18 protein-coding genes and 1 pseudogene are annotated in these 20566 nt (G+C 53.1%); 9 read left to right on the top strand and 10 right to left on the bottom strand.

Annotation, left to right across the window (positions count from 1 at the left end; genetic code table 11):
- Positions 1 to 337 precede the first annotated feature (337 nt).
- The 3 genes and pseudogenes from Dpoa569_RS15425 to Dpoa569_RS15435 form a co-directional block, all read right to left on the bottom strand.
- Positions 338 to 3400, bottom strand: coding sequence for an efflux RND transporter permease subunit (locus Dpoa569_RS15425; RefSeq protein ID WP_042868860.1), 3063 nt, complete (start codon positions 3398 to 3400; stop codon positions 338 to 340).
- Positions 3400 to 4545 (bottom strand): efflux RND transporter periplasmic adaptor subunit, encoded by a 1146-nt coding sequence (locus tag Dpoa569_RS15430; RefSeq protein ID WP_128569677.1) that lies wholly within the window; start codon positions 4543 to 4545, stop codon positions 3400 to 3402. The genes Dpoa569_RS15425 and Dpoa569_RS15430 overlap by 1 nt, the downstream gene beginning before the upstream one ends.
- Positions 4546 to 4709: 164 nt before the next feature.
- Positions 4710 to 4805: pseudogene (locus Dpoa569_RS15435) on the bottom strand (DNA-binding response regulator); the annotation flags it as partial.
- A 142-nt stretch (positions 4806 to 4947) separates the two neighbouring features.
- Between Dpoa569_RS15435 and Dpoa569_RS15440 the strand changes: the two are divergent.
- Both Dpoa569_RS15440 and Dpoa569_RS15445 read left to right on the top strand, forming a co-directional pair.
- Positions 4948 to 5733, top strand: a complete 786-nt coding sequence (locus Dpoa569_RS15440) for a MipA/OmpV family protein (protein WP_042868858.1) — start codon at positions 4948 to 4950, stop codon at positions 5731 to 5733.
- A 618-nt stretch (positions 5734 to 6351) separates the two neighbouring features.
- Positions 6352 to 7461 carry an SDR family oxidoreductase gene (locus Dpoa569_RS15445; protein ID WP_042868856.1) on the top strand — a complete coding sequence of 370 codons (1110 nt, stop codon included), beginning with the start codon at positions 6352 to 6354 and terminating at the stop codon, positions 7459 to 7461.
- A 405-nt stretch (positions 7462 to 7866) separates the two neighbouring features.
- Here the strand turns inward: Dpoa569_RS15445 and Dpoa569_RS15450 are convergent, their stop codons facing one another.
- A complete protein-coding gene (locus Dpoa569_RS15450) occupies positions 7867 to 8694 on the bottom strand; it encodes a hypothetical protein (RefSeq protein ID WP_042868855.1) in 828 nt (275 codons plus the stop codon).
- 52 nt (positions 8695 to 8746) lie between these two features.
- Between Dpoa569_RS15450 and Dpoa569_RS15455 the strand changes: the two genes are divergently transcribed.
- On the top strand, positions 8747 to 8887 hold the full coding sequence (locus tag Dpoa569_RS15455) for a hypothetical protein (protein ID WP_155683841.1): 141 nt from the start codon (positions 8747 to 8749) through the stop codon (positions 8885 to 8887).
- A 150-nt stretch (positions 8888 to 9037) separates the two neighbouring features.
- Here Dpoa569_RS15455 and Dpoa569_RS15460 read toward each other — a convergent pair whose 3' ends face one another.
- The gene (locus Dpoa569_RS15460) at positions 9038 to 9493 is read right to left on the bottom strand and encodes an NUDIX domain-containing protein (protein ID WP_042868850.1); all 456 of its coding nucleotides are present in this window, start codon (positions 9491 to 9493) and stop codon (positions 9038 to 9040) included.
- 295 nt (positions 9494 to 9788) lie between these two features.
- On the opposite strand from Dpoa569_RS15460, the gene Dpoa569_RS15465 reads away from it, so the two are divergent.
- Positions 9789 to 12050 (top strand): molybdopterin-dependent oxidoreductase, encoded by a 2262-nt coding sequence (locus tag Dpoa569_RS15465; protein WP_042868848.1) that lies wholly within the window; start codon positions 9789 to 9791, stop codon positions 12048 to 12050.
- 87 nt (positions 12051 to 12137) lie between these two features.
- Here Dpoa569_RS15465 and Dpoa569_RS15470 read toward each other — a convergent pair whose 3' ends face one another.
- Complete coding sequence (locus Dpoa569_RS15470; RefSeq protein ID WP_042868846.1) at positions 12138 to 12671, bottom strand: TIGR00645 family protein; 534 nt, start codon at positions 12669 to 12671, stop codon at positions 12138 to 12140.
- Positions 12672 to 12735: 64 nt separating this feature from the next.
- Positions 12736 to 13011: a hypothetical protein gene (locus tag Dpoa569_RS15475; protein ID WP_042868844.1), complete on the bottom strand. Its 276-nt coding sequence runs from the start codon at positions 13009 to 13011 to the stop codon at positions 12736 to 12738.
- Positions 13012 to 13402: 391 nt separating this feature from the next.
- Here Dpoa569_RS15475 and Dpoa569_RS15480 point away from each other — a divergent pair, with 391 nt between their 5' ends.
- From Dpoa569_RS15480 to queF, 3 genes are read left to right on the top strand one after another with little or no spacing between them, the layout of a single operon-like run.
- Positions 13403 to 14017 (top strand): helix-turn-helix domain-containing protein, encoded by a 615-nt coding sequence (locus Dpoa569_RS15480; RefSeq protein ID WP_042868841.1) that lies wholly within the window; start codon positions 13403 to 13405, stop codon positions 14015 to 14017.
- A gap of 14 nt (positions 14018 to 14031) precedes the next feature.
- Entirely contained in the window at positions 14032 to 14907 is an 876-nt protein-coding gene (locus Dpoa569_RS15485) for a queuosine precursor transporter (protein ID WP_042868839.1), read from the top strand.
- 5 nt (positions 14908 to 14912) lie between these two features.
- A complete protein-coding gene (gene queF, locus Dpoa569_RS15490) occupies positions 14913 to 15755 on the top strand; it encodes an NADPH-dependent 7-cyano-7-deazaguanine reductase QueF (protein WP_042868837.1) in 843 nt (280 codons plus the stop codon).
- Here queF and Dpoa569_RS15495 read toward each other — a convergent pair.
- Positions 15730 to 16683, bottom strand: coding sequence for a LysR family transcriptional regulator (locus Dpoa569_RS15495; RefSeq protein ID WP_042868835.1), 954 nt, complete (start codon positions 16681 to 16683; stop codon positions 15730 to 15732). The two genes, queF and Dpoa569_RS15495, sit on opposite strands and share 26 nt — an antisense overlap.
- A 120-nt stretch (positions 16684 to 16803) precedes the next feature.
- Here Dpoa569_RS15495 and Dpoa569_RS15500 point away from each other — a divergent pair, with 120 nt between their 5' ends.
- A complete protein-coding gene (locus Dpoa569_RS15500) occupies positions 16804 to 17889 on the top strand; it encodes a tartrate dehydrogenase (RefSeq protein WP_042868833.1) in 1086 nt (361 codons plus the stop codon).
- 162 nt (positions 17890 to 18051) lie between these two features.
- Here the strand turns inward: Dpoa569_RS15500 and Dpoa569_RS15505 are convergent, their stop codons facing one another.
- The gene (locus Dpoa569_RS15505; protein WP_050569531.1) at positions 18052 to 18624 is read right to left on the bottom strand and encodes a hypothetical protein; all 573 of its coding nucleotides are present in this window, start codon (positions 18622 to 18624) and stop codon (positions 18052 to 18054) included.
- A gap of 261 nt (positions 18625 to 18885) precedes the next feature.
- Positions 18886 to 19080, bottom strand: coding sequence for a stress response protein AzuC (azuC, locus tag Dpoa569_RS19825; protein WP_042868831.1), 195 nt, complete (start codon positions 19078 to 19080; stop codon positions 18886 to 18888).
- Positions 19081 to 19308: 228 nt separating this feature from the next.
- On the opposite strand from azuC, the gene Dpoa569_RS15515 reads away from it, so the two are divergent.
- Positions 19309 to 20502 (top strand): multidrug efflux MFS transporter, encoded by a 1194-nt coding sequence (locus tag Dpoa569_RS15515; RefSeq protein ID WP_042868829.1) that lies wholly within the window; start codon positions 19309 to 19311, stop codon positions 20500 to 20502.
- The last annotated feature ends 64 nt before the right edge of the window (positions 20503 to 20566 follow it).

Consider the following 20566-nt stretch of genomic DNA (forward strand, 5'->3'; position numbering starts at 1 on the left):
GTTAATTTTCATCTTTACAGTCAATCAGCCACTGTTTTTTTTGACACTATATACCAGCCTAATCTTCAATGATGAGCGTTGCTGTGTAACGGTATGTACAGTGATTATGCCCGTTGTGTGATAACGATCCTGATTTAAAAATACTCCCCCCCTTTATTGAGTAATTGAGAAACTCATTTCACCAAATAAGGCAAATTCTCCCCCTTTATTCGCTCAATTAATAAACCGACACGCTGAAGGCAATCGTCATCAGGCCCCCCCCCGATGGCGGTGCGCTTTACCTTCTGATTCTCCGCCTCCAACATTTAGGATAATGCCGAAGGCGGAGATGATTGACTTATCTGTCACGCCCTTCCCACTGCATTACCAGGCTGATTGCCGCCGGTAATACCGTCAATGTCAGCAACGTAGCAACCACCAGCCCACCGATAATGGCATAGGCCATCGGTCCCCAGAACACCTGGGTAGCGATAGGGATCATCCCCAAAATCGCCGCCAACGCCGTCAGCAGAATCGGTCGTGAGCGGTGGCGGGCCGCAAGGATAATGGCGTCGTTGGCTGGCATACCTGTCGCTGTGTTCGCATCGACCTCGCTAATCAGGATCACCGCATTACGGATGATCATTCCCGCCAGCGCAATTACCCCCAGCAAGGCGACAAAACCCATCGGCGTCCCCGTCGGCAACATCGCCGCCACCACGCCAATCACCCCAAACGGCGCCATCAGCAGCGCCAGCATCATGCGCGAGAAGCGCTGTAACTGCACCATCAGTAAAATCAGCATCACCAGCAGCGTCACCGGCAATACCTGATACACCGAATTGTTGCCCTTATTAGACTTCGACACCACCCCGCCTTCTTTGATGCGATAACCCGCCGGCAGCCTCGCCTGATACGCCGCTACCTGTGGTGCCAACGTGGCTGATAGCGTCTGAGCGCGAACGCCCGGCGCCAGGTCGGTCTGCACGGTGATAAACGGCAGTCGCTGACGACGCCAGATGATCGGTTCATCTATGCCATACCGGACGGACGCTATCTGTCGCAACGGCACCCGCTGGCCATTAGCGGCGCGCAATTGCAGGCTGGCGACGGTATCCAGATCCTGACGCTCTTCATCCCGCGCACGCACCACCACCCCAACCATTCGGTTGCGATCTCGCACGCTGGTTACCGTCGTGCCGGAAAAAATGGTCGCCAGTGCGCTGGCTACATCCTGCGAGCTGATGCCGACCGCCCGCGCTTCAGTCTGGTTGATGTCAACGCGAATAGCGCGCTCTGGCTCGCCAGCGGTCAGATTGACCTCCCGTGCGCCGGGGGCGTTGCCAATCAGCGCCGCCAAACCGGTGGCATACTCACGAACTTTGCCGATATCCGGCCCGGTTACCCGATATCTGAGCGGCCAACCGACCGGTGGACCCAGTTCCAGCGGCGACACCCGCGTCACCAGATGACTGAAATCCTGCTGCAGGCGTTTTTCCAGCCGGGCGCGCAGCGCATCCCGTGCTGTTAACCCTTTTGCTACCACCACCAGTTGCGCGATGTTTTCATTCTGTAGCAACACATCCATCGGCAGATAGAAACGCACCGCGCCAGCACCGACATAGGTCGAGAAATGGTCCAGATCCGGATCGTCTTTCAGCGACTGCTCCAGCCGCACCACTTCCCGCTCAGTAGCCTGCTGCGAAGCATTGTTCGGCAGAGTCAGACTGACCAGCAGTTCCGGCCTGTCCGACGCCGGAAAAAACTCATCCTCCAATTGACCGGCGGCTACTATCGCCAGTCCCAGCAGCGCTACCGCCAGCAACAACGTACGACCGCGATAGTGCAGCGCTGCGGACAACAGCCGGTCATACGCCCGCGATAGCCGACCTGCGTGCAGTTGGTGTTTATGCGCACTCATCGTTTTTGGCAGCAGCCAGACACCAATCAGCGGCGAAAACAAGATAGCCACCACCCAGGAGCAGAGCAGCGCGATCATCACCACGATAAACAGCGAGTAGCAGTACTCGCCAGCGCTGGATGCGGCAAACCCGACCGGAATGAAGCCCGCCACCATCACCAACGTGCCGGTCAGCATCGGAAACGCGGTAGTTTCATAGGCGCGGGTGGCAGCCTGCTCGCGGGCCTCGCCCTTCTCCAGGCTGGAAACCATCGCCTCTACCGTAATCATGGCGTCATCCACCAGCAGCCCAAGCGCAATGATCAACGCGCCCAGTGAAATACGTTGCAGGCCGATGCCGGCTATTTCCATGCCAGTAAACGTCATCGCCAACACAATCGGTATCGAGGCCGCCACCACCAGCCCGGCACGACTGCCCAGCGACACGAACGACACCGCCAGTACGATTACCACCGCTTCCAGCAATACCTTAACGAAACCGTTGACCGACGATTTCACCACTGCTGACTGATCCGCCACCTTAGTGACTTCAATACCGTATGGCAGTGATGCGCTAATCGTCGCCATCTTGCTGCGCAACGCCTGACCGAAATCCAGCATGTTTCCGGTCGGCGACATTGAGATAGCCAGCCCGATGGCCGGTTGTCCATTCACGCGAAACGCCGGCGCTGGCGGCTCGGCTGCCTGACGATAAATAGTGGCGATATCGGTCAACGGAATAAAACGGCCACCAATGCGCAGCGTTACCTGACGCAGACTCTCTTCGGAAACAAACGCACCGCTGACCCTCAGTTCCACCTTGTCGTTTGCCGTACGGATAGTACCTGCCGGGCTAACAGCATTCTGCGCCTGCAACGCCGCCGTCACCTGTTGCAGGTCCAGCCCCATGCCAGACAGTTGTCTGGGTGAAAATGCCACGATGATCTGCTCGTCCTGTGCGCCCAGCACATCAATTTTGCCGATATCCGGCGTAGCAAGCAGCGCAGTGCGAATGTCATCCACCTTGTCGCGCAGCTCACGCGGCGAGTAACCATCGGCGGTAAAGCCATATAGGGTGCCGAATGTATCGTCAAACTCATCATCGACGGCGGGTTCAGCCACCCCTTCCGGCAGACTGGGAGCAACATCCTTCATCTTTTTGCGGACGGTGTACCAGATGTCCTTTACTCTGGATGGCGGCGTATCGTCGCGCAGATTAACGAAAATCACCGCTTCGCCGGGGCGGCTATAACTCTCAAGAACATCAAGGTAAGGCGTTTCCTGTAGCTTCTTTTCCAGCACATCGGTCACGAAGCTGACGGTGTCCTGCACCGTGGCCCCCGGCCAACTGGCGGACACCACCGCTGTTTTAATGGTAAAGGCCGGATCTTCGTTGCGCGGTAACCGCTGGTAGCTCATCACGCCCGCCACCACAATCACCAGCATAAAAAAAGCCACCAGTTGCTGATGAGCCAGCGCCCAGGCAGAAAAATTCCACTTTTGCTTGAATCCGGATGGCATTATTTCGCCTCCGCCAGGGCGACCTTCTCACCAGCCCGCAGTTTACTCACGCCGGCGGTGACCACCTTGTCACCAACAGCAAGACCGCCTGCGACAACGATCTGTGCCTCGCTGTAATGACGCAGAGTGATCGGTTGCAGTCGCAGCATCTGCGTCTGTGGGTCAACCACAAACACCGCTGGATTATCGCCCTGACGGGTCAACGCCGAGGCGGGTAACTCAATAGCGCTGTTGCCGGGCAGCGTGATTCCGCCTTCCACCGTTGCGCCCAGCACCATTTCTTGCGGCGGGTCGATGAGCGAAACCCGCACCCGCCAGGTACGGGTTTCTGCATCAGCCTGCGGACTCACGTCACGCACATGTCCCTGGGTTTTGATAGCAGGATTGGACAACAATGAAACCATCACCAGCGGATCTTTCAGGCCGCTGGTAATCAAACGCTCGGAAACATTAAAAACTGCATCACGGCCTGCAAACGTCGCCAGCCGCACCACTTCCTGACCCGCATTCACCACCTGACCGGGATTGGCGCTGACCGAAGTAATCACCCCGGCAACAGGCGCGTACAACCGGGTATAACCGAGACGATCCTGAGCGGTTTTGACGCTGGCCTGCGCGCTTTCACGCACAGATACGGCTGATGCCCAGTTAGACCTTGCCTCATCCAATTGCGCACGGGAAATCGCACCGTTAGGCACCAGTTGCCTCATGCGGTTAAGGTTCTGCTCCGCCAGACGTTCCGCAGCAACCGCACGGGTCAGATCGGCTTTGGCGCTCTGCAACTGGTTTTCGCTATCACGGCTATCCAGCGTAGCGACCACCTCGCCTTTCTTTACCATCGTCCCTACATCGACCGGGCGTGACACCACGCGTCCATCAAGACGAAATCCGAGCAAGGTTTCTTCCGCCGGGCGAATCTCCCCGACTTGCGACAACACCTTACCGGCGGTAGACGGCTCGACGGTAACCGTGCGAACAGGGCGCAGCGGCGCAGCCGGAGGCTCACTGCTGGCACCATCGCAGCCAGACAGCAGGCTGACAGCCAGCAACAACAAGGCTGCCAAACCGCCAGCGCGAAAAGTCACGCGTCTTCCTTGACGGGCCAGGCAATGAAGGGGAAAAAAGGTGAACTCGGTATTCATCATGTAAGGGGTCCTGTTACCAACTGGCTACTATTACACCACGCACATTTCCAGATTATTTCCACACTTCATCAATAACCCGTCAAGATTGCTAAAAAAAATCGGTTTTATCCCAACCTATTACCGCCTATCCCGTTGGGAAACCTATAGTCAATCGTGCACATCGTCAGCAGCGCCTGAAAATTATTGCGCTTCAGGTAAGTCTCCAGCACGTTGGCAGCATCCGCGTCATCTTCAATTATCAACATGCGTTTCGGACTCATCGTCGTTCTCTTAATAATTCTTCATAAATTCGCCGACAGGAGAGTGATGCAGAGGTGTATACTTCAACGCCTTCGTGCAAGGAGGCACGAAAACGCCAGTATCAGGCAACATCACTTTCCCGCTTTAAGGAGTTCCGACAGGATGATAGTGCGACATATTCCCTTTTACATAGCGACTCTTTTCTTCGTCGGCAGCAACGCCTGTTGGGCTGACGACACCGCGCCCGGTCAACAGGATGGCGTTACCCTTGGCCTCGCCGCCCACAATGCGCCGCGCTACAGCGGCTCTGATGAACGAGCCTGGGATCTACTGCCAGTGATTCAGGCCCGTCAGGGTGCCTTCTTTTTCGATACCGCTAAAGGCGCTGGCTATGACCTGCAGTTCGGACAGTTTTATCTTGAGCACACGCTGGGTTACGCCCCTGGACGTACCGACAAAAAATCCTCTTTCCGCGCAGGTTCCGACAAATTACGCGGAATGGGCAAGATTGATGGCGTATTGAACACCGCCGTGGCGCTAGGCTGGCAATTTACCGATCAGTTGTCGGTGGAAGCGAAGGCGATTCTGCCGTTGACCGACAGTCAGGGCGTGCAATATCAGGCATCGCTGACCGACATCTTGTTCCAGAACAAATCGGATACGCTGGGCGCACAGGGCACATTGCTGTTCGGCGACGCGCGTTATAACAATCTGTTTTACGGCGTCAGCCAGCAGCAGAGCCAAAACTCCGGTTATCGCGCCTATCAGGCCGAAAGCGGTTTGTACGGTCAGTCTGTTTCGCTGTTCTGGATGCATCAGTTTGACCCACACTGGGCTGCTACGCTCAGCGGCAGTTATACCCGCCTGAACGATAAAGCATCAGACAGCCCCATCGTGTTTAGCGCCAATCAGAGCGAGGGCACGTTTGCGGTAACGTATACGTTTTAGGTCGCGCCCCGCGCCCCGTATCATGCGTGATCATAAGCTATCCATATGAGTTGACTGTCATATGGCCGTATAACCGGGCGGGGTTCCTGCACATAGCGACTTCGTCTGGTATGTTCTGCCAGGTTTTATACCCAAAATAATTCGAGTTGCAGGAAGGCGGCAAGAGAGTGACAAATTCGTTGGAAACGAATTTGACCAGCCAACGGCTGGCCTCCGGTGAGAGACAGGATGTCTCTCATTTCATCCCGATGAGCTTACTCAGGTAAGTGATTCGGTGAGCGAACGCCGCCAACACACCTGCAACTTGAAATATGACGGGTATATCTATTAAAAGACATTTCATATTTACCTTAATCCACCATTATTTTTTGCTGTCTATGCGTTTCCCCCACCCCCATCATTTGGCCGGTGACAATTGAAAATTCCACTTAATATTCGAATAAAAATAAATAATTAGAAAAAATCACAACAGCACAAAAAAGCTAAACAGAGAGACAACAGAACGAGAAATGTTGATTATGAAATTGAAAACCTGGAACCTCATGAAATAGAATGTCACCGTTGTACCTGAGTGCGATTCATACAACACTACCCTTTACATAAAATGGTCTTAACATTATGAAAAAAATCCTCATCACCGGGGCCACCGGTTTCCTGGGCGGTGCGATTATGGAAAAAGCGCTTCAGGACAAGCAGATTGAAAATATATTTATGCTGGTCAGAGCGGAGACTAAACAAGATGGTCTTGAACGAATCTTAAATAACCTGCGTAAATTTGATATTTCGGAATTATCATTATCTCGTTTAACACAAGATAATATTATTATTGGCAATTTGGCCGAACCCGACTCTTTCCTTCAGCATCCAGCACTGGATAGCATCACGCATGTCATCAACAGCGCAGCAATTGCCTCTTTTGGCAATAATCCGTTGATCTGGAAAGTGAATGTAGAAGGCACACTGGCGTTTGCCAAACGCATGAGCCAGGTTAAATCACTGCGTAAATTCATTCAGGTCGGCACTGCAATGTCCTGCGTACCGGATCAAGACCAGGTGGTGGTGGAATGCGGCCAGTTGGATACGGAAAAATCGCACATCGTCGAATACACCCTGTCCAAAGCTACCATTGAAAACCTGATGCGTGAGCACTGCCCAGCCATGCCGCTACTGATTGTGCGCCCGTCTATTATCGTCGGCCATTCGCGTCTGGGCTGTAAGCCTTCCAGCAGCATCTACTGGGTGTTCGAAATGGCGATGAAACTGAAGAGATTCATGTGCTCGCTTGATGACAAAATCGACGTCATCCCGGTGGATTTCTGCGCTGAAGCAATCCTGATGCTGCTGAACTCAGAGCAGGCGGTTAATGATATCTACCATATTTCCGCCGGCGAAGCTTCCAGCGTAAGTTTCAGCGAAGTGGACCAGGCAATGGCACTGGCAGCGTCGCGTCCTCCTATGGGGGAAGACTACCGCCAGGTGAGTTATCACGATCTTATCAAGCTGCGCAGCAGCTTCAGCGATCTATACGGACCTTGCAACGAGCGTCTGATGCTGCGTGCGATGCGTCTGTACGGCTCGTTTGCCCAGTTAAACGTAAAGTTCAGCAACCGCAAACTGTTGCAACTGGGCATGAAAAACCCGCCGCGCTTTACTGAATACGTGGATAAGTGTGTGGAAACCACCCGCCAGTACAGTGTGCCAGAACTGATGACGGTAGATTTTAAATAATCTCGTTCACCACCCAGCCCTGCTATCACCGCCGGAGATAGCAGGGCAAGTACAGATTAAATCAGACCATCTTCCCGCGTTTTACTACTCATTAATCCGCTTTGTATCGATAAATCTGTTTAGTATCGACCAGTAAAGAAATATCTTTTCGATAATAACCGACAAAAAACAGCTGCCGCAAAAAACATTCCCGCAAAGAAAGAAATACAAAAATGAAACAGCGTAACGGATAATATTAATCCGACACCGTATTACAAATCGGATTGAAAATAGATAACCTGCTGCTTATAAAACAGTTACCGAACCCATTCTAAAGCAAAAATAATGTTTTAATGATTGCCGAGGCAATCATTAAAACAACGCCCTGCAATTGGCAGGGCGTATGAGTTATCAGGCAAGGATATTTCACGCCTCATTGATAGGCTGGCGGGAGCCAGGGCAAACCAGTTGCCTGCTCTTAATGTGATACATCTCCAGATTGGGCCGCAGGAAAAACGCCATTTCCCACGGGTTCTTATTGATGAACGCATGACGAACTTCTTCAAACAACGGCGTCGCCGGGTCAATCAGATGCGCATCACCTTCAATCAGGGTGTAATTCCATTCGATTGAACGCTCAAAAGTGTAATGTGAGCGCTCATCCATAGCGAAAAAGCAGTGTGGGTTACGTTTAAGCAGTTTGGATTTGAACGTTTCCGGAAAGGTAATCAGGAAAATATCGTCCTCGACGGAGGAGAGAAACGCCAGTACCGTGGTATGCGGCTGTTGCTCCGCCATCGTCACCAACACACCGACTTTATTGGTAAAATCTTTACGCTCGGTATCCGGCAGTGCGGTCATCGATGTAAACGGCACGGGTCGTTCAGGCCGATTATCGGTTGGGAACACATAGCCCGGCTCACGAATATCCACGACCGGCGTGAAGCCATGCAGCAACAGGCATTCGCGCGGCGCCAGAATCACCCAGTCTTCATCCACGCTGACGACCCGGCCTTTATACGACGCACGATATACAGAAATATTGGCATCAAACTCATCAACACCGGTACGATTATCAAGGTGCACCGTCGCTAAATCCCCTGCCGTCAGCTCATGTCCTTTCGGGAAAAACACCCGCAGGCTGTTGTCGGCACGCGGATAAACCCCGCAAATATGAATTACCACATTTCCTTGTTGGTAACAGGCCAGCACCCCCAGCACCTGTTTGCCCAGATACGTCGTCAGAAGACTCATGTTGCAGCACCTTAATTTATTATTTTCGTACCGAATACGTCAGGCTATGGCTATGTGTAAAGCTAAAGCCGCCGTTAGCGTCGGCTGGCAGAACGTGGCCCGTCAACCGCCATTGTCGTTTCCACCCTATGCGAGCAACAGATTGACTGTCAAGGCGTTTAGGGTCTTTACCACCGTACTGATTGATGTGTGAATTTCACTCACATGTTCGTGATTTTTTCGTCAGCGATCTTCATTCGGCACTCAGGTATGTCCGCCTCAGAAAAACCAATAAACACGATGAGGCGACATCCTGATGTTGCTCCAATAACCGGGATGTATATCGGTAAACGCTGTCCGTACGCTAACGCGGCGATGATGGTAATGACAAAAAATACTCAAGATAGTCGCGGTACTCATCACCCAGTGTCGGTAACGCCTGAAGATCGAAGAAACGTACATCGTGCGATTCAGTTTTATCTACCACGATATCTCCCTGCCAGTCACGGGAGACATACAAGGCCGTGATGACGTAGATTTGGTCCTGATTCGGTAAGGTAAAAAAGTGCCTGGGACCAGAGAACATTTTCAGAAAATCGAGTGAGTTCAGTTGCAAGCCGGTTTCTTCGCGCACCTCCCGGATCGCCGCCTCCTCCAGCGACTCGCCCAGCTCCAGCAAACCACCGGGTAACCCCCAAAAGCCCTCCAGCCGATGCTGTAGCAATACGTGTCCGTACGCGTTTAGCACAATCACATTAGATCCTGCCAGCATTAACGGACGATGCCCAATCAGCTGGCGCATTTCCTGCACATAATTCATTGCGTTCTCCTCCTGATTCACTCCTTCCGAGCAAGGTACTGCTGGTGCATGACAGTAGTGTGAGCAAGCCGCTGTCATGACCGCGGCTTGCTCTGGTAGCCATGATGCCAATCGAGAGCGGACTGTATCACAGCCCGAAAATAGCACCGTTATTACCGGATATAACACATGTCCGATTGGAATAAGGGCTGACTGGTCTGCTCCGTAGCAGACTTGTATGATGGCAAATAAATAACAGGCTACCTAATAGGTTAGCCCTCATCTATACAGGCACAGCCTGCCCACCGAGGATGTTATGACAATCAAGCGTTATCCACATCTCGCCCATTGGGGCGCATTCACCGCAGTCGTTGAGGACGGTCGGCTTATCCGCTGCGAACCGTTTGCCAGCGATCCAGACCCGTCGCCCATGCTTGATTCCATCGTACCACTGATCTATTCCGACAAGCGTATTTGCAAACCGGCGGTGCGCCGCTCCTGGCTTGCGAAACGCGAACACAGCGATCGCTCGCTGCGCGGCAAGGAACCGTTCATCGAGGTGGAATGGGATCTGGCGTTGGATCTGGTGGCGGAAGAAAACCGCCGGGTACGTGACCGCTACGGCGCTGACGGCCTGTTCGCCGGGTCATATGGCTGGTCTTCCGCCGGACGTTTTCATCATGCCCGCTCACAAGTGCGGCGTTTCTATTTCTCCGGCGGCGGCGCAGTAGACCAGACCGGCAATTACAGTTGGGGAGCCGCACAATTTTTCCTGCCATATGTGATAGGCACTTTCCACCCGTTGACCGGCAAAGTCACTGAGTGGCGTAGCGTGGCGGATCACTGTGAGCTGTTCATTGCCTTTGGCGGACTGGCGCTGAAAAACGCTCAGGTAGCTTCCGGCGGTGCCGGGCATCACACGCTAAAACCGGCGCTTGAGAAACTGGTAGCGCGCGGCATTCCGGTTATCAACATCAGCCCGATGCGGGACGACTGCCCGGCGTTCGTCAACGCAGAGTGGATTCCTATCCGCCCAAATACCGACGTGGCGCTGATGCTGGCGTTGGGCTACGAGATCCAACGACGGGACGCGGAAGATCACGATTTTCTTGCACGCCACTGTGTCGGTTACCCGCAATTGCGCGATTATCTCACTGGCCGCAGCGACGGCATCGCCAAAACCCCGGAATGGGCCAGCGCCATCACCGGTATCCCGGCGGCACGCATCGAAAAACTGGCTCAGCAGTTGCTCGGCATACGCAGCTTTATTACCTGTTCTTATTCAGTACAACGCGCCCATCGTGGCGAGCAGCCTTACTGGATGATGATTGCGCTGTCCGCCATGCTCGGCCAGGTAGGATTACCCGGCGGTGGCTTCTCTTTTGGTCACGGTTCGATGAACAGCGTCGGCAACGAACGCATGACATCGCCAGCCCCCGCCTCGCCGTCCGTACCTAACCCCGGTCAGTCGATTCCGGTCGCACGTATCGCCGACATGTTGCTGCACCCCGGCGAAGCCTACACCTTCTGCGGCGAGCAGCGTACTTACCCCGATATCCATCTGATTCACTGGGCCGGCGGCAATCCGTTCCACCATCACCAGCAGCTCAACCGACTGGTGGAAGGCTGGCAGCGCCCGGATACGGTCATCGTGCAGGATATCGTCTGGACTGCCGCCGCGCAGATGGCCGATATCGTGCTGCCTGCCACCAGTTCGCTGGAAAGAAACGATATAGGCGGTTCCTCGCGTGACCGTTTCGTGTTCGCCATGCATCAGGCGATTGCACCGCAGCATCAGGCCCGCCATGACTACGACATCTTCAGCGAACTGGCCCAGCGTCTGGGCTACGGTGAAACATTCACCCACGGAGGCCGTACCGAGCGGCAGTGGCTGGAATCAATGTACCTTGCCTGTCGGGAACGTCAGGGCCGTGCAGGCGAAGCATGGCCTGATTTTGACGGTTTCTGGCAACAAGGATACGTAGATATTCCGATGGATGATCAACCGTTCGTGTTTTTCGACGCATTCCGCCGCGACCCGACGGCTCATCCGCTCAACACACCCAGCGGTAAAATCGAGCTATTCAGCAGCACCATCGCCGATTACCGTTACCCGGATTTCGCGCCGCACCCGCAATGGCAGCCACCGGTGGAATGGCTGGGCTCTGAAGCCACACAACGCTGGCCGCTGCACTTTATCTCCATCCAGCCGGCTGATCGGCTGCACAGCCAACTCGGCAGCACACCGCACGTCGCCGCCAACAAAACTGCCGGACACGAAACCCTGTACATGCACCCTCAGGACGCCGCCGTGCGCGGCATTCACCACGGTGAGCGGGTGGAAGTGCGTAACGAACGCGGACGCATTTACGCCGGGGTGGAGGTGACCGACGGCGTCACGCCGGGGGTAGTGATCATGGCGACCGGCGCCTGGTTTGATCCGGGTTTCGGTCAGGCGCAATGGCACGCGGTGGAACAGTCCGGCAATGCCAACGTGCTGACCCACGATATCGGCACATCACCGTTAACCCAGGGCCCCAACGCCATGAGTTGTCTGGTGGACGTGATCGCACTCTGAAGCCACTTACGATAAGCAGAAAAAACGCGGCGGAAGAAAAAACGCCCCCGGTGGTCGGGGGCGCTTCACATCAACATACCGTTTTCATCAACGCTTATCGTGAGCGTTATCAGCACCGTGATGGGCATGATGGTCGTGACGAGACAGCCAGTCCAGATAGCCCATCACAAAAGCAGACAACACAAACGTCAGGTGGATTATCACATACCACATCAACTTGTTGTCCGGCACGTTTTTGGCATCCATAAACACCCGCAGCAAGTGGATGGACGAAATCGCCACGATCGAGGCCGCCACTTTGTTTTTCAACGAACTGGCATCCATTTTTCCCAGCCAGTTCAGTTTCTCCTTGTCCTCGCCGATATCCAGTGCCGATACAAAGTTTTCATAGCCGGAAAACATCACCATGACCAGCAGCCCGCCCACCAGCGTCATATCCACCAGTGACAGCAGTGTCAGGATCAAATCAGATTCTTCAATGGAAAAAATGTTCGGCAGAACCAGCCAGATTTCTTCAAAGAATTTGATAGCCAGCGCCAGTAATCCCAGCGACAGCCCCAGATAAACCGGAGCCAGCAGCCACCGTGCAGCGTACATCGTATTTTCCAGAAAACGTTCCATAGCGCCCATCAGGTACAGGTTTGAGAGAAATGCATAATAACGAAAAACGCCGCAAGGGTGTTATTCAATTGTTTACCGATATAGTGTGTTGATTTTTAATAACATTAACTACATTTCGCCACATTATACCGACAATTGCCCAGACGCAGCCACGTAGCGCCAGAATCAACAAACGGTACTCATCTGAGCGCCGCTGCCACATGGCAACAGTGATATCACGCTGGAACCAGGGGAAAAAATCATACCAGCAGGCTAATAAAACAAAAACGCTGCGCATAAGCGCAGCGTCATAAAAGGGAAAATACGGCGTATTTTCTACGCCTCCCTGAAGCGATAACACATCCGTTCTCGGTTCCCTGGTGTCGGATGTATGGATATTTACGTCAGTGACGTCAGAAGCAATGATTAGTCTATTTAATTATATCTTATGGTTATTAGCGGTTATTCGCGTTATGCACATTAATTAATTTCATTAAACCTTATAGCAATAAAAACAGGTAAGTCAACAAATTAATATACACATTATGATCTTTAATGTTCATTTTTCATAGTTCCCTTACAGGAACCAACAATCCACTGAATAAATCCATACGATTTCTCGCGTTTTTTCCCGTCTCAACCGCCCACGACACGCCAGGACAGCTAACTTTTTCTACCTGATGGGGATAGGTGAAACTAACGCGTTATCGTAAGATGAACCTGTCTGAGAACTGACCTGAGAAGGGACGCCCATGAAAACAACCAATGCTCAGCGCAAAACTAATATCATTAAAAATATTGAATATCTGATGCGTACCAGAGGCGAAACCAAAGCCTCATTTTCTAATCGTACAGGTGTAACACGTACCACTATCTACAAAATTCTTGAAGGTAGGGTCAATAAGGTTCAGCAATCTACCATCAATCGCATCTCCGACTTCTTCGGCGTGTCCTGCGAGGAAATTGAAGATTACGATCTGGAAAAGGTTGAACGTCTGAACAACACCATCTCTTTTGACGGGAACAAAAATCCGGCGGCAATTCCTGTTATCCCGCAGTCACAATTATTATCAGTACGGCAACACAAGATTGGCCAGTTAGTGGTTCAATATCCATTAACCTGGTTTTTCGCAGAAGAAGCCAACATGGTGGCGGTGAAGATCGAATCACCGATTGGCGATATCTTCAATCCCGGCGCGTTGCTGCTCATCCGTAGGCCGCCGGCGCTGGTACCCAATACGCCGATGCTCTGCCACTCTCCTGCTGCGGGATTTTTCATCGAAACCCCGGATTCGCTGGACATAGCGGACAAAAAGCGCCCGGAGGACACCATCCTGCTGGGTTATATCATAGAGGAAAGGATATAGAGGAAAGGATATAAATGGATGCAAACAAGAAGTTCAAGCTGCTGGGGTTCAACCACAGCGGCGAGTTGTCCGCTAATATCATGGTGTTATCGACCGGCAAGATGATCCACATGGATCTCAAGGAGCTGGTTGATAGCGAAATCTCTGATGATCTGAGTCGGCACGAACTTAATGCATTGTACAAAAAGCTCTACGCCGGCAAAGACATCACTACCGCCTATGACATCAGCGACAGGAACGAACGCTCCTGGTATGCCTATCTTCTGATCACGGTGATGTTAAGCGTCATCTATATTTTTTCGAACGTCGCCGGTTCCAAACCCATTTTCATCCCCTCGCTGAACATGGTGGTTCCAGTCGCAATATTTATCTATCCCTTCACCTTCATACTGGTAGATATCCTCAATGAATTCTACGGATTACGTCTTGCCCGGCGTACCATTTACGTCGCGTTCTTCTCCAACCTGTTCTTTGTGCTCAGCTTGTGGTGCACCAGCCTGATTCCCAGCCTGCCGGAATGGGAATTTGGGAAAACGTACAATGGCATAACTGAAAGCATCATGTCCGTGCTGGTCGCCTCATCGCTGGCTTACCTGATCTCTGAAAACATCAATGCCTGGGTGCTGCACAAAATCAAGATCATGACCAAGTCCCGCTATTTGTTCATCCGCGTGATCACCAGCACCGTCACCGCCTCTGCCGTCGATAGTGTGATTTTCTGCATCATTGCGTTTTATAATGTGCTGAGTTTTGACGTGATCCGCACCATGATCCTGTCACAATTTCTGATCAAAGTGGTGTATGCGGTGTTGGGCGTCGGCCCTATTTACGGTACCCGCAAGCTGTTCAGAAAATACATTCATACCGTAACTGTACCAGCAAGGAACTGAGCGATATGCATATTACAGAACACGATAGCATTACCCATCTGGGGGTGCGCTCCAGCTACCCGGACAAATACGACCCGACACTGCTGGAAGCGCTGCCGCGCGCTCGTGGCCGTGACCTTATCGGCTTGACCGGGTCAGCCCTGCCGTTTGACGGCTACGATTTGTGGACCGCCTTCGAACTGTCGTGGCTCAACCGTAAGGGAAAACCGCTGGTGGGCATCGCCGAATTCATCATCCCGGCCAGTTCGGAAAACCTGATCGAGTCCAAATCATTCAAGCTGTATCTTAACAGCTTCAACCAGACCCGTTTTCAGGATATCGGCGAAGTACACGCCACGTTAATCAAGGATCTGTCCGCCGCCGCCAACGGCGACGTCAAGGTGACGCTGTACCCAGGGCTGACCGGCTATCCGTCACAGATCGACACCCTGCCCGGCATCAACATTGACGAGCTGGATATCGAAGTGAACGATTACGGCTTCAATCCCGATTATTTGCAGCACGCGGTGCGTGATAATGCGCCGCACGTTAGCGAAACGCTGTGCTCCAACCTGCTGAAATCCAACTGTCTGGTTACCTACCAGCCGGACTGGGGCAGCGTGGTCATCAAATACGAAGGCCGGCAAATCGACCAGGAAGCGTTGCTGCGTTACCTGATCTCATTCCGCCAGCACAATGAATTCCACGAACAGTGCGTTGAGCGCATCTTCAATGACCTCAAACGTTACTGCCAGCCGGAAAAATTGACCGTGTTCGCCCGTTATACGCGTCGCGGCGGTCTGGACATTAACCCGTTCCGCAGCGACTTCGAAACTGAAGCCGCTACCGGTCGTCTGGTTCGTCAGTAATGCCCTGCGCCTCTCCATCGTCGGGGAGGCGCAGCCCCTCACCTTGCGGTAAATACTGTTTCAACCAGGCGATAAACGCCGAAATACGCGCCGGTACATGCCGACGCTGCTGATAAACCGCGTAAATATCCGCTTCCGGCATGATGTAATCCGGCAACAGCGCCACCAGTTCACCGCTGGCCAGCCAGGGGCGCACATCCCACAACGAACGCAAAATAATGCCGTGCCCGTCCAGCGCGTAGCGCATGATCACCTCGCCATCGTTGGCGGAAAGATTGCCGAAAGCGCGATGGGTAAACTCGTGGCCATCACGATAAAAACGCCATAAGCCGTAATCGCTCTCATACTGACGCAACACCAGACAATTGTGGTCGGCAAGGTCAGCCACTGTCTTTGGTGTACCACAACGCGCCAGATACACGGGTGAGGCACACAGTACTCGCGGGTTTGCCATTAACCGATGTGCGACCAATCGGGAGTCTGGCGGTGCACCGAAGCGAATATCAATATCGACACCGGCATCCAGCATATTGAGTGGCTGACTGGTGAGCTGCAACTGCACTTCCAGTTCCGGGTGCAGGCGGGCAAATTCGGAAATCAGCGGCGCGATATGCCGGCGCCCGAAACCGAACGACGCATTCACGGTCAACCGTCCGCGCAGCGTCAGTTGGTTACGGCGCACCTGACTTTCCAGTTCCTCTATTTCATGCAAAATCGGCAGCGCACCGTCAGCGTATAACTGCCCTTCCGGCGTCAAATCCAGCCGTCGGGTAGTACGCCTGATCAGTTGCACCCCCAGCCGTTGCTCCAGTTGCGTCAAACGTTTACTGACAGCCGGCAGCGACAGACCACGTTCACGCGCCACCGCCGTCAGGCTACCGAGCGCGGCGATGCGGCTGAAGAACAACAAATCATCGATTGAACGCATTTATTCTTCTCTTTTATTCAACAATGCCTTTACCGGAAGCGAAATTGTTTACACCAAATAGAGTAAATACACTCTCTGTTATCCGAGTGCAATCGTTCAAAAAAACGTTCAGGAGTTGTCATGTCTCAACCACATTACCGTATCGCTGTTATTCCCGGCGATGGCATCGGCAAGGAAGTGATTCCGGAAGGAGTACGGGTACTGAGCCGTACTGCCGAGCTGTTTAATCTCAAGCTGGAGTGGGAATGGTTTGATTTCGCCAGCGCCGATTACTACCTCCAGCACGGCAAAATGATGCCGGATAACTGGTTTGCGCTGCTCAAAGGCTTCGATGCCATCTACTTCGGTGCAGTGGGCTGGCCGGAAGTGGTGCCGGATCATGTGTCGCTGTGGCAGTCGTTGCTGTTATTTCGCCGTGAATTCGACCAGTACGTCAATTTGCGCCCCTGCCGCCTGATGCCGGGTGTGAAAGCACCGCTGGCTGGCCGCCAACCCGGCGATATCGACTTTTACATCGTGCGTGAAAATACCGAAGGCGAGTATTCCAGCGTCGGCGGTAAGATGTTCGCCGGCACCGAACGCGAAGTGGTGATTCAGGAAACGGTGATGACCCGTGTCGGCGTTGATCGCATCCTCAAATTCGCCTATGAACTGGCAATGCGACGCCCGAAAAAACACCTGACCTCAGCCACAAAATCCAACGGCATCGCCATCACCATGCCGTACTGGGACAGCCGCGTCGCCGAAATGGGTACCCACTATCCGGAAGTGAAGGTGGACAAATACCACATTGATATTCTTACCGCCAACTTCGTGCTGCACCCGGACTGGTTCGACGTGGTGGTCGCCAGCAACCTGTTCGGCGATATTTTGTCCGACCTTGGCCCAGCTTGTACCGGCACCATCGGCATTGCGCCGTCGGCCAACATCAATCCGGACCGCACGTTCCCCAGCCTGTTTGAGCCGGTACACGGCTCAGCGCCAGATATCGCCGGCAAAGGCATCGCCAACCCCATCGGTCAAATCTGGTGCGGGGCGATGATGCTGGAACACCTGGGTCATTGCGACGCCGGCGCAGCGGTACTCAGTGCAATTGAACGTGTGCTGGAACAAGGGCCGGAAAATGCACCGTTAACACGAGACCTTGGCGGCAGCGGCAGCACGGCGGCGCTGGGTAAGGCGATTGCACAGGCTGTGCGCTGCTAAACGCATCAGTATGCAGTAACAACCAGCTCGAAAAACAAGAAGGCCGCTGTCATAGCGGCCTTCAGACTATCACAAGGTAAATATTGCACGTTTACGTAGGTTGAAGTTACATCAGGCTGCTGATTTGTCTCGTTTGCGTTCAGCCACCAGTACGACCCCTTTTCATGATTCATTCGGCGCAAGGCTCCAGATGTCGCTCTCTGGGATACTGTGTCCATCGTATCGGACGCGTTCACCGTCATACGGCCAGAAAGCACGCCGTTCTGAGTCGAACACAAACACATCAATGCCAATCTCTTTACGTGCCATACGCGCCCACAATGCCTTCCCGCCAGGGAATTGAAGGTTATCACTTACCAGCACAATACCGTCATTAATGAGTGCTTTATACATAGCACTGGCGACATTGGCATTTCGTTCGCGCTTGGTGACAATCACGCCTTCAACCTGCGCAGAATGCGCATTCATCGGCTGCAGATTCTCGTAATAACCGATGACAGCCAGAATGGTTTCGGTTTCATCGTCGCTGTTACGGGATTTCAGGTCAATCTTTGCTACCACAACATGCCGTAAATCACCAGCAACGTCATCGGGTTCGCCATATATGGCAACGGCATGGTGTTGATCATTGTGAATATAAATATCCACAGCTCGACCGTTTACACTCGTTTCGCCAATTTTCCGGTATTCCCGCGCCATAGTGGCAGGGCTATATGACATAGGAATAATCGCCATATCAAAACTCCCGCTATCGTTGAGAACTGGTGACATTGTAAGCATAGCCTGTTGTAGTTGTTGGGATTGATAATATCAAACATCATGCCTATCTATTAGCCATTTAAGCGAGAGTAGCAAAACGCGCGTGTTAACGCTGCGTCCGACCATAACGCAATAACCCAGGAGCATATACATAAGATGAATATGTTCATACCCAACGAAAACAAGAAGGCCGCTGTCATAGCGGCCTTCTGTTTAATTCTGATCTGCTCAGAGCAATTAATGCATACCACCCAGCGGGATGTCTTTATAGGCATTGATATAAGCGACCAGAAGTTTTTTCAGTAAATTACGCATGTTGATCACCTTGGTTGACGAGAGAATTTGTGAACTTTCTGGTAAAAGATTGTACGTTTTGTTGAATGTCAGCGCAATGTTTTTGTGATTCAAATCACAAAAAAAATCATATGACATTCTGACCTTCCCGATTTACCCCGCAATACAACCTGGTCAACCGGTTAATCCTGTGCAGCGTCGTTGCAACCAAAAGCATATGAATAACCGGGTTTGGATTATTCTTTGATCTATAAAATTATTTCCCGGCTAAGACAAAAGCCGCCATACTATCAATGCCGCGTCATTCAGTGCGGCACTGCCGCGGGGGGCGCCCCACCCTTTCACTGACGATGTAAAACCTGCCCTATGGAAACCTGGAAACTCAACCTTTTCTCCGCCTGGCTGGGATGCTTTTTTACCGGCATGGCCATGAGTCAGATATTGCCGTTCCTGCCGCTCTATATCGAACATCTCGGCGTCAGCGATCACACCGCCCTTAATTTATGGTCAGGACTGGTGTTCAGTTCGGCATTTTTGGTTTCAGCCATTGTTGCGCCGATATGGGGCAGCCTGGCTGATCGCAAAGGCCGCAAGCTGATGCTGCTGCGCGCTGCGCTCGGCATGTCGCTGATCATGGGGCTACAAGGCATGGCGACCAATGTCTGGCAACTGTTCATGCTGCGTGCACTGATGGGGCTGACCTCCGGTTACATTCCTAACGCCATGGCGCTGATTGCCTCGCAGGTGCCGCGCAATCGCAGCGGCTGGGCGCTAGGTACGCTATCCACCGGGCAGGTGGCAGGCGTGCTGATTGGTCCATTACTCGGTGGTTTCATGGCCGATACCATCGGCCTGCGCATGGTGTTTTTCGTTACCTCCGCCATGCTGTTTATCTGCTTTCTGATCACGCTGTTCGCCATCCGCGAAAACGCGATTACCGTCAGTAAAAAAACACAGCTCAGTGGCCGGGCGGTATTCGCCTCGCTGCCTTATCCGCTACTGATTATCAGCCTGTGCTTCACCACGATGATGATTCAGATGGCGAACGGTTCCATCAGCCCAATCCTGACGCTGTTTATCCGTGACCTCACTCCCGGCACGGATAACATCGCCTTTATCAGCGGCGTTATCGCCGCCGTGCCGGGGGTGTCTGCGCTGTTATCAGCCCCTCGTCTTGGCCGCTTAGGGGACCGCATTGGCTCTCAACGGGTGTTGATCGTGGCGCTGTTTTTGTGCGCACTGCTGTTTTTCCTGATGTCGGCGGTGCAAAGCTCGGTCCAGCTCGGTCTGTTGCGCTTCGCGCTGGGGTTCGCCGATGGCGCGCTGATGCCTGCCGTACAGGCGCTGCTGGTGAAATACAGCAGCCAGCAGGTCACCGGGCGCATTTTCGGTTATAACCAATCCTGTATGTATCTTGGCAACGTGGTAGGGCCGCTGCTCGGCTCTACCGTTTCCGCCACGCTGGGTTACCGCTGGGTGTTTATGGTGACTGCAATGCTGGTCGTGATTAACGGCATCCAGTTGATGGTAAGTTTCGCTCGTCTGCCGAAAAAAGCCTGACCGTTTTCCGGGAAGCCGGGCTTCGGCTTCCCGTTTTCATCACCGCATCTCAGATTATTCATAC

Origin of the sequence: Dickeya poaceiphila, from assembly GCF_007858975.2 — a bacterium.
Taxonomy (GTDB): domain Bacteria; phylum Pseudomonadota; class Gammaproteobacteria; order Enterobacterales; family Enterobacteriaceae; genus Dickeya; species Dickeya poaceiphila.

Excerpts from the sequence above, each read along its gene's own strand:
- Dpoa569_RS15440 (WP_042868858.1), top strand. The coding sequence starts at position 4,948 with ATGATAGTGCGACATATTCCCTTTTACATAGCGACTCTTTTCTTCGTC.
- Dpoa569_RS15460 (WP_042868850.1), bottom strand. The coding sequence starts at position 9,493 with ATGAATTATGTGCAGGAAATGCGCCAGCTGATTGGGCATCGTCCGTTA.
- Dpoa569_RS15465 (WP_042868848.1), top strand. The coding sequence starts at position 9,789 with ATGACAATCAAGCGTTATCCACATCTCGCCCATTGGGGCGCATTCACC.
- Dpoa569_RS15500 (WP_042868833.1), top strand. The coding sequence starts at position 16,804 with ATGTCTCAACCACATTACCGTATCGCTGTTATTCCCGGCGATGGCATC.
- azuC (WP_042868831.1), bottom strand. The coding sequence starts at position 19,080 with ATGTCATATGATTTTTTTTGTGATTTGAATCACAAAAACATTGCGCTG.
- Dpoa569_RS15425 (WP_042868860.1), bottom strand. The coding sequence starts at position 3,400 with ATGCCATCCGGATTCAAGCAAAAGTGGAATTTTTCTGCCTGGGCGCTG.
- Dpoa569_RS15485 (WP_042868839.1), top strand. The coding sequence starts at position 14,032 with ATGGATGCAAACAAGAAGTTCAAGCTGCTGGGGTTCAACCACAGCGGC.
- Dpoa569_RS15505 (WP_050569531.1), bottom strand. The coding sequence starts at position 18,624 with ATGGCGATTATTCCTATGTCATATAGCCCTGCCACTATGGCGCGGGAA.
- Dpoa569_RS15495 (WP_042868835.1), bottom strand. The coding sequence starts at position 16,683 with ATGCGTTCAATCGATGATTTGTTGTTCTTCAGCCGCATCGCCGCGCTC.
- Dpoa569_RS15470 (WP_042868846.1), bottom strand. The coding sequence starts at position 12,671 with ATGGAACGTTTTCTGGAAAATACGATGTACGCTGCACGGTGGCTGCTG.
- Dpoa569_RS15515 (WP_042868829.1), top strand. The coding sequence starts at position 19,309 with ATGGAAACCTGGAAACTCAACCTTTTCTCCGCCTGGCTGGGATGCTTT.
- Dpoa569_RS15480 (WP_042868841.1), top strand. The coding sequence starts at position 13,403 with ATGAAAACAACCAATGCTCAGCGCAAAACTAATATCATTAAAAATATT.
- Dpoa569_RS15455 (WP_155683841.1), top strand. The coding sequence starts at position 8,747 with ATGTGTAAAGCTAAAGCCGCCGTTAGCGTCGGCTGGCAGAACGTGGCC.
- Dpoa569_RS15445 (WP_042868856.1), top strand. The coding sequence starts at position 6,352 with ATGAAAAAAATCCTCATCACCGGGGCCACCGGTTTCCTGGGCGGTGCG.
- queF (WP_042868837.1), top strand. The coding sequence starts at position 14,913 with ATGCATATTACAGAACACGATAGCATTACCCATCTGGGGGTGCGCTCC.
- Dpoa569_RS15450 (WP_042868855.1), bottom strand. The coding sequence starts at position 8,694 with ATGAGTCTTCTGACGACGTATCTGGGCAAACAGGTGCTGGGGGTGCTG.
- Dpoa569_RS15430 (WP_128569677.1), bottom strand. The coding sequence starts at position 4,545 with ATGATGAATACCGAGTTCACCTTTTTTCCCCTTCATTGCCTGGCCCGT.